This window comes from Actinoplanes sp. NPDC049599 (assembly GCF_044465625.1).
GTDB lineage: Bacteria > Actinomycetota > Actinomycetes > Mycobacteriales > Micromonosporaceae > Actinoplanes.
On sequence record NZ_JBITLX010000022.1, the window covers coordinates 88,289 to 100,623 of the forward strand.

The 12,335-nt window shown below is 70.7% G+C and carries 10 protein-coding genes and 1 pseudogene; 3 read left to right on the plus strand and 8 right to left on the minus strand.

The annotated features are described in order from the left end of the window. Positions 1–613: 613 nt before the first annotated feature. Positions 614–1,678 (minus strand): annotated as a pseudogene (locus tag ACIBQZ_RS31085) (segregation and condensation protein A); the annotation flags it as partial. A 239-nt stretch (positions 1,679–1,917) separates the two neighbouring features. Further along, on the minus strand, positions 1,918–2,340 hold the full coding sequence (locus tag ACIBQZ_RS31090) for a hypothetical protein (protein ID WP_396092377.1): 423 nt from the start codon (positions 2,338–2,340) through the stop codon (positions 1,918–1,920). Between the two features lie 279 nt (positions 2,341–2,619). Between ACIBQZ_RS31090 and ACIBQZ_RS31095 the strand changes: the two genes are divergently transcribed. Further along, positions 2,620–3,792 carry a hypothetical protein gene (locus tag ACIBQZ_RS31095; RefSeq protein WP_396092378.1) on the plus strand — a complete coding sequence of 391 codons (1,173 nt, stop codon included), beginning with the start codon at positions 2,620–2,622 and terminating at the stop codon, positions 3,790–3,792. 21 nt (positions 3,793–3,813) lie between these two features. On the opposite strand, the gene ACIBQZ_RS31100 is transcribed toward ACIBQZ_RS31095, so the two are convergent. Genes ACIBQZ_RS31100 through ACIBQZ_RS31110 form a run of 3 tightly spaced genes read right to left on the minus strand, consistent with a single transcriptional unit; the run spans position 3,814 to position 5,740 of the window. Beyond that, positions 3,814–4,542, minus strand: coding sequence for a glycosyltransferase family 2 protein (locus ACIBQZ_RS31100; protein ID WP_396092379.1), 729 nt, complete (start codon positions 4,540–4,542; stop codon positions 3,814–3,816). A 56-nt stretch (positions 4,543–4,598) separates the two neighbouring features. Next, a complete protein-coding gene (locus tag ACIBQZ_RS31105) occupies positions 4,599–5,234 on the minus strand; it encodes an ElyC/SanA/YdcF family protein (protein ID WP_396092380.1) in 636 nt (211 codons plus the stop codon). Between the two features lie 32 nt (positions 5,235–5,266). Next, on the minus strand, positions 5,267–5,740 hold the full coding sequence (locus ACIBQZ_RS31110) for a hypothetical protein (RefSeq protein ID WP_396092381.1): 474 nt from the start codon (positions 5,738–5,740) through the stop codon (positions 5,267–5,269). Positions 5,741–5,801: 61 nt separating this feature from the next. On the opposite strand from ACIBQZ_RS31110, the gene ACIBQZ_RS31115 reads away from it, so the two are divergent. Both ACIBQZ_RS31115 and ACIBQZ_RS31120 read left to right on the plus strand, forming a co-directional pair. Next, a complete protein-coding gene (locus tag ACIBQZ_RS31115) occupies positions 5,802–6,413 on the plus strand; it encodes a GyrI-like domain-containing protein (RefSeq protein WP_396092382.1) in 612 nt (203 codons plus the stop codon). 266 nt (positions 6,414–6,679) lie between these two features. Beyond that, positions 6,680–7,093 (plus strand): TrmH family RNA methyltransferase, encoded by a 414-nt coding sequence (locus ACIBQZ_RS31120; RefSeq protein WP_396092383.1) that lies wholly within the window; start codon positions 6,680–6,682, stop codon positions 7,091–7,093. Positions 7,094–8,588: 1,495 nt separating this feature from the next. Here the strand turns inward: ACIBQZ_RS31120 and ACIBQZ_RS31125 are convergent. The 3 genes from ACIBQZ_RS31125 to ACIBQZ_RS31135 form a co-directional block, all read right to left on the minus strand. Next, complete coding sequence (locus ACIBQZ_RS31125) at positions 8,589–10,448, minus strand: S8 family serine peptidase (RefSeq protein WP_396092384.1); 1,860 nt, start codon at positions 10,446–10,448, stop codon at positions 8,589–8,591. Positions 10,449–10,510: 62 nt separating this feature from the next. Beyond that, complete coding sequence (locus ACIBQZ_RS31130; protein ID WP_396092385.1) at positions 10,511–10,717, minus strand: hypothetical protein; 207 nt, start codon at positions 10,715–10,717, stop codon at positions 10,511–10,513. Positions 10,718–10,815: 98 nt separating this feature from the next. Next, entirely contained in the window at positions 10,816–12,171 is a 1,356-nt protein-coding gene (locus ACIBQZ_RS31135) for a hypothetical protein (protein WP_396092386.1), read from the minus strand. Positions 12,172–12,335: the final 164 nt, after the last annotated feature.

Sequence of the window (12,335 nt, forward strand, 5' to 3'; positions counted from 1 at the left end):
CGCGGCGCGTCGACGGTCGGCGGCCCACCGGCTTCCTCCGGGAACGGCGGAAGCTCGGCCGGCACCCCCTCTGCCGCGGCGGCGCCCTCGACGTCGTCATCGCCGAGGTCGGGCTCGTCGCTGCCCTCCTCCGCGCGCACCTTGGCCGCGAACTCCGGGTCGGGCGGCCGTGGCGCCCGCTCCCAGGGCGGCACCCAGGAAGCAGCCTGCGCGGCAAGGGACTCGGGACGCTCGTCGGTCATGACTGTTCCTCGTCGGTCGAAACACGGTCTGCGGTGTGATGGCCGGTCCCAGGAATACCCGCCGGGGCCGCGTGGGACTCATCCCCCGCCGGCAACTCCAAGCCGGCGACGGCATCCGGCTCGCCGCCGGGGAACGCGCTACCCGCGAAAGCGTCGGGCTCCGTCGAGTCGGCCGCATCCACCGGCTCGACGGCGTCGCCGGCCCGGAGCGTGTCGCTCTCGATGACGTCCGACTCCGCCGCAGCGGGCACGTCCGGGTTCTCGTCGTTGCGGTCTGTGGTTCCGCGGCGGCCGGCGAGGGCGGCGTCTGCCAGCGCGGTGTAGTCCACGTCCTCGACTTCCAGGTCCTCGTCGTCGTCCTCGTTGTCCTCGTCGGCGGTGGCGAGGGCCGCTGCCGCCGACTCCGCGGGGGTCGGGTCCGAGTCGAGGTCATCCAGGTTGATGTCGTCCGGGTCCGTGGCGGCCGTGTCCGGCTCCGGGGGTGAGCCCTCGTAGTCGTCGATGTCCAGGTCGGCTTCGGCCTGGTCGCCGCCGATCCAGCGGACCGTCATCTCCTCCAGCGAGACCGGTTGTTCGAAGTCGATCAGGCCCTCGCGGTAGAGCTCCAGCAGGGCCAGGAAGCGGGCCACCACCTCGAGGGTGTTCTGGCAGTCGGCGATGAGCAGGCTGAATGTGGCGCTGCCCGCGCGGCGCAGGCGGTCGCGGATCAGGGTCGCGTGTTCGCGGACGCTCACGCGGACCTGGTGGATGTGGGCGATCGAGACTTCCGGCGGGCCGGGCTTGGGCAGGAACTGCTTCAGGGCCAGCTTGAGCAGGCGCTCGGGGCCGAAGCCGAGGACCAGGTCGGGGAGCGCTTCGGCGTACCGGGGCTCGAGGGTGACCGCGCGCGGCCAGCGCCGGGCGCCGATCCCCTCCAGGTCCGCGATGACGGCCGCGGCTTCTTTGTAGGCCTTGTATTGCAGCAGGCGGGCGAAGAGCAGGTCGCCGGCCTCCAGCAGGGCCAGGTCGTCCTCGTCCTCGACCTCGGCCGAGGGCAGCAACCGGGCCGCCTTCAGGTCCAGCAGGGTGGCCGCGACCAGCAGGAACTCGCTGGTCTCGCCGAGGTCCCAGGCGTCGCCCATCGCCCGGATGTAGGCGATGAAGTCGTCGGTGACCTGGTGCAGGGCGATCTCGGTGACGTCGAGCTTGTGCTTGCCGATCAGCTGCAGCAGCAGGTCGAACGGGCCGGTGAAGTTGGTCAGCCGCACCGTGAACTTGCCGGAGTCGACCTCGGCCACCACCGGCAGCTCAGGATCCGCCCCGGCGGCATCCGGACCGCCGGAATCCAGACCCGGGAGCCCGGAACCGGCCGCATCCGGACCGCCGGGATCCGGGCCCGGGTGTCCGGAACCGGCCGTGTCCGGGACGCCGGGGTCCGGGCCTGGGACGCCCGGCACGGCCGGGGGTGGGCCGGCGGGCTCCGGTGCGGCGCGGGAGCCGGCCGCGGCCTCGGCGGGCGGCGTGGCGGCTTCCGGCTCGGAGACGGGCTGTTCAGGCACGTGACGACCGTAGACCACGGGTCCGACAAGCTGTTCCCCGCTCAACCCCGTACCCCCGCCGCCGTGCGGAACACCGCTCCGCGATGGTCCAACGGTGCCGGGGGCGGCGGGTCACGGCCGGGGCGGCGGTGATTTTGTCAGCGGCCTCGGCGGGGTTGGCCGGCTACCTCGGCGCGGAGGCGGTCGACCAGTTCGGCGAAGACGGCTTCGGTCTCGTCGGCTCCCGCCGGCGGTTCGCCCGGGGTGGTCTCGTAGAGCCTGGCGCTGACCTTGGCGGTCGCCGCCACGGTTTCGGCGGCGCACAGCAGGACCAGCGCCGAGCGGGCCGACTGCATCCGGTCCCGCACCTCGCGCCGGTGGGTCTGGTCCATGCCCTGTTCGCCGACCCGGCGGTACTGATTGATCAGATAGCGGGCGGCGGTGATGAAGTCGGTCCCCGCTTTCAGCTTCTGGTCGCGCAGCCAGTGGCCCCGCTCGCGCCGGGCGTTGAGCAGCGCTCCGGCGGTGACGCCGGCCAGGCCCGCGACGGCCGCGATGATCGCACCTACGAGACTTCCCATGCCGGGACCATAGTGGACCGCCGGCGAGCCGTTCACCGTGTTCAAATCCGGACACTCTTGACAGCCTGCGTGTGACCGTTAACATCTTCGTCACATAGATGCCCGTTGATGGAAACCGCTTTCCTGCACCTCCGGAGGCGGGCGGCATCGCCGTGCCGGCGCACCCGTCGGTCTCGGCGTGACCGGGTCGGTGGACTGCGGCGAATGATCCGTCCCCCGCCGCCGGGGTCCTCGGAAACCTGCGATGTGTCACCTCGTCCCCGAAAGTTTGGAGCAGTGATGTCCTCCCCACGCTTGACGACGCCGAGCAGACGCTGGCGGCTCGCCCTGGTCACGGCCGCCACGGTCGCTCTGACCGGCGCCGGCGCCGTCATCGGGCTCAGCCAGGCCTCGGCCGCGGCCTGCGGCGCCCTGTCCTATCAGGCCGATGCCACGCTCAGCGGCAGCACCTGGACCGCCCGGCACGGCAGCAGCACCGTCTACACCGGCACCGACATGCGCGCCGCCGTCCAGGCCGCGATCAGCAGCCTGCCCGCGAGCCGGACCGCCAAGCAGAACGTCGTGGTCCGCGGCTCCGGCTCGATCAGCGCGAACTCGCGGATCTCCCTGCCCAGCTACACGCTGCTGGACGTCTGCGGCACCATCAACGTGACCGGCACCGGCTCCGGCGACCAGGCGCCGGTCTACTCGCGCGGCACCCACGACGTCGAGGTCGCGCACCTCAACGTCACCGGCGCCCCGCTGTACGGCATCTTCATGCGCAGCGTGAACAACCTGATCCTGGGCCAGATCGACATGCGGCTGTCCAGCGGGCTCGGGGTCCGCATCGACAACTACGGCGACAAGACCGTGCCCTCGCGCAACATCCGGCTGGACAGCGCGTACGTCTCCGGGGCCAGCTCGCACGCGGTGGAGACCTACGGCGTCGACGGGCTCACCGTCGGCACCGTGACCGCCCGTAACGTCGGCGAGTCCGGGCTGCTGCTCAACCAGACGGTCAACGCCACCGTCGGCACCGTGGACGCGGACAACGCCGGCGCCGGCACCGGGTACGCCGCGTTCCGGATGGCCAACCGCAACGGCCGGATCGGCAGCAGCTACCCCACCAACATCCGGGTCGGCACCGTCAAGGCCCGCGGCGGCGGCCGGGGCGTCTTCTGCGTCTCCGAGAGCGGCGGCGCGGTCATCGACCGGGTCGACATCGCCAACACCGGCAACAACGCGGTGCTGGTCGAGAACTGCTACAACGTCACGCTGGCCGGGGTCTCGGGCACGATCAACGGCGGCGGCGAGGTGCGGATCTCCTCGCGCACCGAGTTCCCGCCGTCGTCGAACATCCGGTTCCAGAACCTGACGGTCAGCAACACCAACATCCGGTGGAGCCCGTGCACCGGGACCAACAACACCATCAGCAACGTCACCCGGTCGAACTCCACGCTGACCTGGTGCTGAGGCGGGGCCGGCCCCGGGCGGTCAGCGGGTCGCCCGGGCCGGCGTCAGCAGCGTCGCCGCCGCGTACCGCAGCAGCGGCCAGTAGATGCGCGCCGAGTCGCTCAGCGCGCTGAAGTGCGAGGACGCGTTCTCGTCCAGGTACGTCGTGGTGATCACGACCTGCTCGATCTCGTGACCCGCGCGGGCCGCCTCCAGCAGCACGTTCATCTCGTATTCGAACCGCTCGCCGGGCACGGTCTGCAACCAGGAGAGCAAAGATCCGGGGTACGCCCGCAGCCCCGTCTGGGTGTCCTGCACCCCGCGGCCGGTGGCGGCACGGAACAGCACCTGCGTGACGGTGTTGCCGACCTTGCTGCGCAACGGGACGTTCTCGGCGAACCGGCGCACGCCCAGCACGGTGTGACCGGTCGCCGCCACCCGGTCGGCCACCCGCACGATGTCCGCGACGCTGTGCTGACCGTCGGCGTCCGCGCAGATCACGTCGACGCCGGGATGGTGCTCCTCGGCGTACCGGAATCCGGTTTTCAGCGCGACGCCCTTGCCCCGGTTGCGGGAGTGACGCAGCACCGTGCCGCCGAGGTTCTCGGCCTGGCGCAGCACCTCCGCGGCGGCCGGGCTGCTGCCGTCGTCGACGATCACGAACCGGCAGCCCGGCGCGGCCGCGCGCAGCTCGGTGAGCAGCGTGGGCAGGTGATGTCCGGGCTGGTAGACCGGCAGGAGGACGACCATCGACCGGTTTGCTGCCTGCACGTGTTTCCTCCTGGTGAGCGTCGCCGGCCCGTCCGTGGTCCGGTGGCGCCACTTCCTTACCCCGCCGGGTTTCCCAGCAACCGCTCAGCGCGCCGCAAGGAGGCGACCATCCGGCGCTCCCGGCGCATCAGCGCGGCCGGGTCACGGGCGCCGAGGAAGCCCAGGCGGGCGATGACCCGGGCGGCCCGCTCGGAGCGCCACGGCAGCGGGGTGTCGCCGCCGGTGGCCGGCACGTCGAGCAGGGCCCGGCCGGGCAGGCGCAGGACCCGGGCGGCGAGCAGCCGGATCCGCGGCAGGTGCGCGTGGTGCGACACCAGGCCGAGCGGGTGGACGGCGTCGAAGGCGTACCCGTCGAGCAGGCCGTCCTCGACGGTGTGCAGCAGGTTCTCCAGGGTGCTCCGGGAGCGGGTCTCGGCGCGCAGGTCCGCGTACCGGTCGAGGCCCGCGGCCTGGGCCTCGCGCAGCATGAGGTCGCCCTCCCGGCCACCCGCCGGGGGTGGCGCGGCACCCTCGGTGGCCTCCGCCCAGCCGCCGGTGAAGATGACGCGCCCGACCCCCGGGTGCGCGGCGGTGTAATCGGCGGCCGCCTGCACCCGGGCGGCACTGGCCGGGGTGAGCGTGTAGCTCTCCCCGGCGACGCTGACGCCGCGCCCGAACACCAGCAGCGCGGCGGCGGTCCTGCGGTCTTCCACCCGTCGATCCTGCCAGAGACCGCGCCGGCGGCTCAGCCGGTGCGGCGGGTGAAGGTCATGATCCAGTTGACCGGGTCCCAGGTCGCGCCGCCGTCGAAGGAGAAGTCCTGCTCCCAGCGCGCCGAATCGGGGGTGATCCGGGACCACAGGAAGCGGACCAGCGCCGGCCGGCCATCGATGGTGTCCTCGCCCACGAAGACGCCCCGGCCGTCGCGGAACCGGCCCTCGACCGGCGGGTCCAGCCGGCCCGGCTGCGTCGTGGAGGACCACCAGATCCGCCACAGGTCGGCCCCGGGGTCGTACAGGCGCAGCGTCATGCCCTCGAAGGACTGCCCGTCGGGCAGCGTCGCGACCACGGTGTCGATGTTGCCGGCGCCGCCGAGGACCGGGCGGGCCTCCCCCACGCTGTCGAAGTCGACCCAGGTGCCGCCGGCGAGCTTGTGGTGGTGCACCGTCCAGGCACCCAGGAGAAAGTCGAAGTCGGCGCTGCCGGTTGGTGATGTCATGCGGTGACGGTAAGTCCGCCCCGTGACAGAACCTGTCAGGTATAACCGGCATGATCGGTCCATGACCAAGGTCGACCTCAAACGTGATCAGCGCACCCTCTACGCCCCGCCGGCCGGCAGGTACGTCGAGGTGACGGTCCCACCGATGCGCTACCTGGCCGTCGACGGCAGCGGCCGGCCCGGGTGCCCGGCCTACCAGCAGGCCGTCGAGGCGCTGTTCGCCGCCGCCTACGCCGCCAAGTTCCGCAGCAAGGGCGACCTGGGCCGGGACTACGTCGTCATGCCGCTGGAGGGCCTGTGGTGGTCCGACGACATGGCGACCTTCCGCACCCGGGAGAAGGACCGCTGGTCCTGGACCATGCTGATCCGCCAGCCCGACTGGCTGGACGAGCGGACCCTGGCGGCGGCCGTCGAGCAGGCGCGGGCCAAGGGCCGGGACCCGGCCGGGCTGCTGCGGGTCCTCGACCTCGACGAGGGGAGGTGCCTGCAGACCCTGCACGTCGGCTCGTACGACGACGAGGGGCCGTCGCTGGCCTACCTGCACGACGAGCACCTGCCCGGCCTCGGCCTGCGCCCCACGGGCCGGCACCACGAGATCTACCTGAGCGACGCGCGCCGGGTGGCGCCGGAGAAGCTCCGCACGATCCTGCGCCAGCCGGTGGCGCCCGCCTGAGCCCCGGCGGCGCGCCACCGCAGCGGGGGTGCCGGCGGGCTCAGGCCGGCCCGTCGTGGCTATCATCGCGGGTGACGGTGTTGTCGACGATGGCCCGGGTACGCCGCGAAGTGCCCCCACCTGATGACGATCGATCCTTGGAGCCCGGTCGCTCCGCTCCGGTGAGCCCCGCGATCCGGGTCCGTTCCCGCAAGGACCTGCGAGCCGCCCGGCGCCCCCGCGGACATCGCTGCTGGGGACATCTGGTCGCGGCCTCGCTGTGGCCCATGCACGGGACGAACCTCGGCACACTTCTCCGCACCTGCGACGCGGTGGGCGCCTGCCTGGCCGTACCGCCGTTCCGGTGGGTCGACGAAGCTCTCGCCCGGGGCAACACGCTGCGCCGGCCCAGCTGCGTGCACCGCGTCGGCGACCCCGCCGGCTGGCTGACGGCGGAACGAGCCGGCGGCGCGCGCATCGTCGGGGTGGAGCTGGCCGACGAGGCGATCCGCCTGGCCGACCTCCCAGTCGCCGACCGCCGCACGATCATGGTCCTCGGTCACGAGGCCACCGGCATCCCGCCCCGGGCGATCGATCTGATCGACTGCGCGGTGGAGATCCCCATGGTGGGCACGGGCCACAGCCTCAACGTGGCCGTCGCCGGCTCCCTCGTGCTCTACAAACTCGCCGGACTCACCTGACAAGCCGGTGCACAGCCCGGCGAAGTCAGGTCACGAGCGCCCACCCACACGCCCCGGAGATGTCGGCCCCGGCCGCCGGATCGATGCTCCGCGACAGCGCCATGACCGGCGGTGACCGTGAGTCGTCGCCACCGAACACGCGCAACCGGCGCGGAATCCCCTACCGCCGCTACAGGCGCGGCAGCCAGCACCCCACCGCAAGGTGAACACCGGACCAGAGCTGCAACCAGCGCTCAGCAACCAGTCACCTACCGGTAACAGGAGTCCAGGCAAGGGTGGGGGCCAAGAACGGCATGGATGCTTTGCCGCCAATCTTGGGCACCCCCGACTTCCGCCGTTTCTGGATTCATCCGGTTTGCGGGATTGGCCCTTGGAGCGTGTGTGTTGAGGGGTTCATCTCAGGAGGAAAGGGGCATGAGTGGTGGACCTTGTAGCGGTGTGGTGTGGCTGAGTCTTTTGCATGGCTGTTGTGATGATCGATCGCCATCCCCCGGACGGGCGACACGCTTCTGCCGCGCCGAAACGGCCGCGCCAAGCATTGCCTGAGACCTGCCCACCGCCGAACCCGCAGCACTGGCCCACATATTGAGCAGGATTCTCACATCACGGAACTCCTAACGGAACAAAGAGCATAAAAGTCACGAAGCGAGCAGTGAATTGTCGATCTTGTGGACTTAAGGTTCGCTCGACTTTCGCCATTTCTGGATCACGGTCCCCCGGTGATCCAGCCCGTTGCCGGGTTCGTCCGGTATGCGGAATGGCGGTAGTGGAGGTTGAGGGGTTCATTTCAGGAGGAAAGGGGCACGAGTAGTGGACCTTGTAACGGTGGGGTGCGGCTAAAACGTTCTAGCTCATCAAGATCTGCGGGAAAGCTGCCGCTGAGGCTGCGACGGCACTGAATGGTGAAAGTCGACCGCCCCTGCTTTCCAAGATCTGTGAGGCGGTCGGCTGCTGCCCCTCGGTGCGAGCGCCATATGGGTGATGTCAGACATCGTCGGCCACTGCGGGTGCCCGAGAGCTGGTTGCGGGCTGTCGTCGTTGCCCCAAGAGAGACGCTCAGCTCAGCCGGCCCTTGAAGTGAATCTTGCATCGCGCCGGTCGAGGTGAAGTCCCGAGATCCTCGGCGAGACCTTCGAGAAGCTGCCCGACCTCCGCGGACGCCGAAAGTCAAGGCGCTTAAGGGCTCCGCCACATGGCGAAAGTCGAGAGGTTCGGAACTCACACCACATCAACAAGATCGAAATCTTGCGCGTCGGTGGCGGTCGGCGCGCGGCCCACGTCACTCCGGCGGGCTATTGACATCGCCCGATACACCAACCACGCAAAAGACTCGGCTGGAACGTTTTAGCTCATCAAGATCCGCGGGAAGGCTGCCGCTGAGGCGGCGATGGCGATGGCGAAAGTCGACTGACGTGGAGCCGTACTGCGTACCAAATCGTGATCAACCCCGGTGAGCCGCCCGAACCGGACGACTCACCGGGGTGAGTACCGGCGGTCAGACACCCGCATTGAGCCGATTGAGCATCCAGCTCACCGGCGGGTTGGCCGCCGCCTGACTCTGCTGCAGCAACCAGGCCAGCACCTGCGGATCCGCATGCGCCGGCACCGGAGCAGGCACCGGGACAGGGACCGGGATCATCCCCGGCACCGCCTGGAACGGCGTGAAGGTGCCGAAGCCGCCGAGAGCCGGGCCCGCACCCTGCGGGGTCACGGTCTTGTCCCCCGCCTGCTTCCCGGCCGGCTGCAGGATCCGGTCCATCCCGGCCAGGGTCGGCATGCCGGCGCCCACCCGGGTCGGGCCGAACGGGTACTGCACACACATCGACCGCATCATGCTGAACAGCCCGGCGACCCGTGCCTGGCTGCGCCCGGCCAGCGATTCCCGGAAGACCGGGTGGTGGGCGAGCAGCAGCGCCGCGAGACCGGTGACGTGCGGCGCCGCCATCGACGTGCCGGTCTGTGCCTCGAATCCGCTGCCGGGGATCGTGGAGATGATCGCCACGCCCGGCGCGCAGACCGCCACCTCGGGGCCGTGGCAGGTGAACGCCGGCGAGAAGACGCCGTCCGCCGCCAGATACTGCGGGCGCAGGTTGGACCTGTCCCAGGTGTTCGGCATGGCGTCGTCGACGCTGCCGATCGCGGCGACGGCGAACGCGTTCGGCGACTTGCCCGGGTACTTGACCGCGTCGCCGGAGTTGCCGGCCGCGACGATGCACGCCACCCCGGCGTTGACCGCGGCGATCAGCGTCTCCTCCACCACCGGGTTGATCTCGTCGTCGCCGCCCAGGCTCATGTTGACCACGTCGATCTGGTGGTCGATGCAGTAGTCGAGCGCGTCGACCAGGCTGTCGTACCGGCCGCCGGGGAAGACCTTGAGGATGTGGATCTCGGCCTCCGGCACGAAGCCGCGCAGTTGCTCGTCGGAGCGGGCCCCGATGACGCCGGCGCAGTGCGAGCCGTGGCCCACCACGTCGTTGCTCCAGGTGGTCGGGTTGCCGTCGGAGAAGTCCCGGCCGATCTTGAGGTGGCTCAGCAGCGGGTGCGTGTTGTCGGCACCGGAGTCGATGATGGCCACCTTGACGCCCTCGCCGCGCAGCTCGGGACCGAGGTGGTCCAGTGCCATCAGCCGCTGGCCCCAGCCGTACTGGAAGCCCTTGGGGAAGCCTTCGATGGTCTCGCTGTAGGCCTTGAGGCGGACGATGTTGCCCGTCATGTCGGACAGCGACGGCTCGGTGAGGTACATGTCCCAGTAGCCGCCCGGCCGCGTCACGAACAGTGAGCGCGCCGGCCGGTCGTGCAGGGTGTAGAGGTCGAGGGTCACCTCGCCCTTGGTGTTGGTGGTGCCCTGGCTCGGCACCGTGTCGCCGGTCAGGGTGATGACCGCGCCCTCCAGGGGCCGGTCGTTCTCGCCCAGCACCCGGAAGCGGATCTGCCGCGGCTTGACCGCGGCGGCGGGGAAGAAGGCCTCGCGCATGGTGGCGGGACCGCTTCCGTAGGTCAGGGTGCTGTTGCGGCCGATCGAGAGCTGCGGGGCCGTGGCGGCCATCAGCTGGGCGCGTTCCGGCTCCATGTTGGCCACCAGGACGTCGGTGGCCTCACCCTGCCCGATGCCCAGCGTGGCGAGGGTGGCGCGGGGACGCTTGATCCGGCGCACCACGTCGAGCCCCTGGACGGCGACGTTCAGCATGTTCACCGACAGGGGCTGGATGCCGAACGAGCGGGCGGTCGAGCCGGACCGCGGGGCGATGAGAAATTGTTCCGTCGAGGCCGAACCGACGATGTTCTCCGATGGTTCGGCCGACGCCTTGGTGGCGCTGTGTGCGGTGCTCGCACGGCGGCCTTCTGCTTCGGGCATCCGTTCCTCCAGGGGCGGTGAGCACGGTGGCCCGCCCCGTCGCGGGACGGGCCGCCGTCGCTCTATTCCAAGAGTCCGAGTTCTTTGTTCGGGGTAATCGTGTACCTGCCGGCGAGCTCTGCGCTCAGCTTCGCTGCGTCGCTTTCGCTCGCTTCGAGCACGACGTATCGCGAGGCGACCCTCTTGACCGATACCTCGGGCAGCAGCGCGACATAATCAAGAAGGTTGGCAATTTCGCCGCCGCTGACGATGTATTCCTGGAGGCTCATGGCGCTTCTCCCGGGCGGGGTGACATCGGGCCGAACAATGGGTTCGGCACCCGGCCACTCTATCGGCTCGTCCGCGCCATTGCCGATCTCCGGGGTGGTCAGTTCACCGCCGCGGAGACCCGCGGCTGCTGGCCCTGTTGCGGGGCGCCGGCCTGCTGGCCGAACCCGACCTGCTGGCCGAACCCGGGCTGCTGGCCAAAACCCTGCGGGAACCCGAAGATGCCGGGATTGACGAACGGCGGGGTCTCCCAGGGGTTGCGGCCGACCATCGACTGCGGGTTCAGCTGCGGCGGCGTGGCCTGGTAGGCGGGTGTCTCCCACGGCGCGTAGCTGGACTGCGGGGTCATCTGCGGTCCGGCCTGGAAGGGCAGCAGGTTGCCCAGCGTGCTGCCGAGCTGCCGGCCGAGGTCGCCCTGGCCGAAGTAGCCGCCGCCCCAGCCGCCGAGCGCACCGCCCAGCGCCTGGCCGAGCGCACCCTGCGGCACGAACTGCTGTTGCTGCTGCTCGGGGCCGGCCTGGAACGGCAGGAAGCCGCCCGCGATGCCGCCGATGGTGCTGCCCAGGCCCCGGTTGCCGAACGCGTTGCCGACCAGGCCGCCGGCGATGCTGCCCAGCGCCCCGCCGAGGATGCCCTGCGGCGCGAACTGCTGCTGTTGCTGCGGGCCCGCCTGGAACGGCAGCAGGTTGCCGAGCGTGCTGCCGAGCTGCCGGCCGAGGTCACCCTGACCGAAGTAGCCGCCACCGAGGCCGCCGAGCGCCCCACCGAGCGCCTGACCGAGCGCGCCCTGCGGCACGAACTGCGGCTGCTGCTGCGGGCCCGCCTGGAACGGCAGCAGGTTGCCCAGCGCACTGCCGAGCTGCTGCCCGAGGTCGCCCTGACCGAAGTAGCCGCCGCCCCAGCCACCGAGCGCACCGCCCAGCGCCTGCCCGATCGCACCCTGCGGCACGAACTGCGGCTGCTGCTGCGGGCCCGCCTGGAACGGAAGCAGGTTACCCAGCGCGCTGCCGAGCTGCTGCCCGAGCTGACCCTGACCGAGGTAACCGCCGCCCCAGCCACCGAGCGCTCCCCCGAGCGCCTGACCGAGCGCACCCTGCGGCACGAACTGCTGCTGCGGTCCGGCCTGGAACGGCAGCAGGTTGCCCAGCGTGCTACCGAGCTGCCGGCCGAGGTCACCCTGACCGAAGTAGCCGCCGCCCCAGCCACCGAGCGCCCCACCCAGCGCCTGACCGATCGCACCCTGCGGCACGAACTGCGGCTGCTGCTGCGGGCCCGCCTGGAACGGAAGCAGGTTGCCCAACGCGCTGCCGAGCTGCTGCCCGAGCTGACCCTGACCGAGGTAGCCGCCACCCCAGCCACCGAGCGCTCCCCCGAGCGCCTGACCGAGTGCGCCTTGCGGCGCGAACTGCTGCTGCGGATACATCTGCTGTTGCGGATACATCTGCTGCTCGTACATGTGCCGTTGTCCTTCCCGATTGGCCGTCCCCGGCGCCCCCTGGCCGGTGGCGCGACGCCATATCACCGCCGCCTCCCGACGGTGTCGTCGCAGCACTTATGAAACCGGCGTCTTCAATGATCGATGGCCGGATGATCGGATTGTCAGTCGCATCCCGCACTGCA

Bases quoted from the DNA above. Each gene is read 5' to 3' on its own strand.
- ACIBQZ_RS31120 (WP_396092383.1), top strand. From the start codon at position 6,680: ATGCACGGGACGAACCTCGGCACACTTCTCCGCACCTGCGACGCGGTG.
- ACIBQZ_RS31110 (WP_396092381.1), bottom strand. From the start codon at position 5,740: ATGACATCACCAACCGGCAGCGCCGACTTCGACTTTCTCCTGGGTGCC.
- ACIBQZ_RS31095 (WP_396092378.1), top strand. From the start codon at position 2,620: ATGTCCTCCCCACGCTTGACGACGCCGAGCAGACGCTGGCGGCTCGCC.
- ACIBQZ_RS31135 (WP_396092386.1), bottom strand. From the start codon at position 12,171: ATGTACGAGCAGCAGATGTATCCGCAACAGCAGATGTATCCGCAGCAG.
- ACIBQZ_RS31125 (WP_396092384.1), bottom strand. From the start codon at position 10,448: ATGCCCGAAGCAGAAGGCCGCCGTGCGAGCACCGCACACAGCGCCACC.
- ACIBQZ_RS31090 (WP_396092377.1), bottom strand. From the start codon at position 2,340: ATGGGAAGTCTCGTAGGTGCGATCATCGCGGCCGTCGCGGGCCTGGCC.
- ACIBQZ_RS31115 (WP_396092382.1), top strand. From the start codon at position 5,802: ATGACCAAGGTCGACCTCAAACGTGATCAGCGCACCCTCTACGCCCCG.
- ACIBQZ_RS31130 (WP_396092385.1), bottom strand. From the start codon at position 10,717: ATGAGCCTCCAGGAATACATCGTCAGCGGCGGCGAAATTGCCAACCTT.